The sequence below is a fragment of the Colwellia marinimaniae genome (assembly GCF_002207865.1).
GTDB lineage: Bacteria > Pseudomonadota > Gammaproteobacteria > Enterobacterales > Alteromonadaceae > Colwellia > Colwellia marinimaniae.
In genome coordinates, this window is record NZ_BDQM01000123.1 from 1 (window position 1) to 475 (window position 475).

1 pseudogene is annotated in these 475 nt (G+C 44.0%); it reads left to right on the forward strand.

The window, feature by feature from the left end:
* Positions 1–77: 77 nt before the first annotated feature.
* A pseudogene (locus tag MTCD1_RS18485) lies at positions 78–398 on the forward strand (transposase); the annotation flags it as partial.
* Positions 399–475 lie beyond the last annotated feature (77 nt).

Consider the following 475-nt stretch of genomic DNA (forward strand, 5'->3'; position numbering starts at 1 on the left):
TATCTCCTAAGTTAAGTGAGGAGATAATGTATATGAGATCAAGTGCTAGAGGCAGGTGTCGTTAACTATACGCTTACCTTGGACTCCTTAATCGTTGGCAGTCAACGGGTACTTCACGTCATTGGTTAATCCCTTTAAAGAAGAATGTGCAATATGAAGTGGTTCGCTCATTAGGAAGACAAGATAAAATCGTTCGTCTGACCGCGTGCCCACAAGCACGCAAGAAATTTCCAGACTTGCCAGAATCAATTGAAGCACGGCTCGTCTCAAGGAAAGTTAACGGCAAGGCATGTGACGTTTTAACCTCTATGACAGATCCTATGAGTTTTCCTGTTGCTGATATAGTGGACTTATATGCACACCGTTGGGAAATAGAACTAGGATTTAGAGAGATGAAGCGTAAGCGTATAGGGATCGGCACCTAGCCGCGCTCAATATTCCATGGTAACAGCGGTTCAAGGTTGTTTGGTTGCTC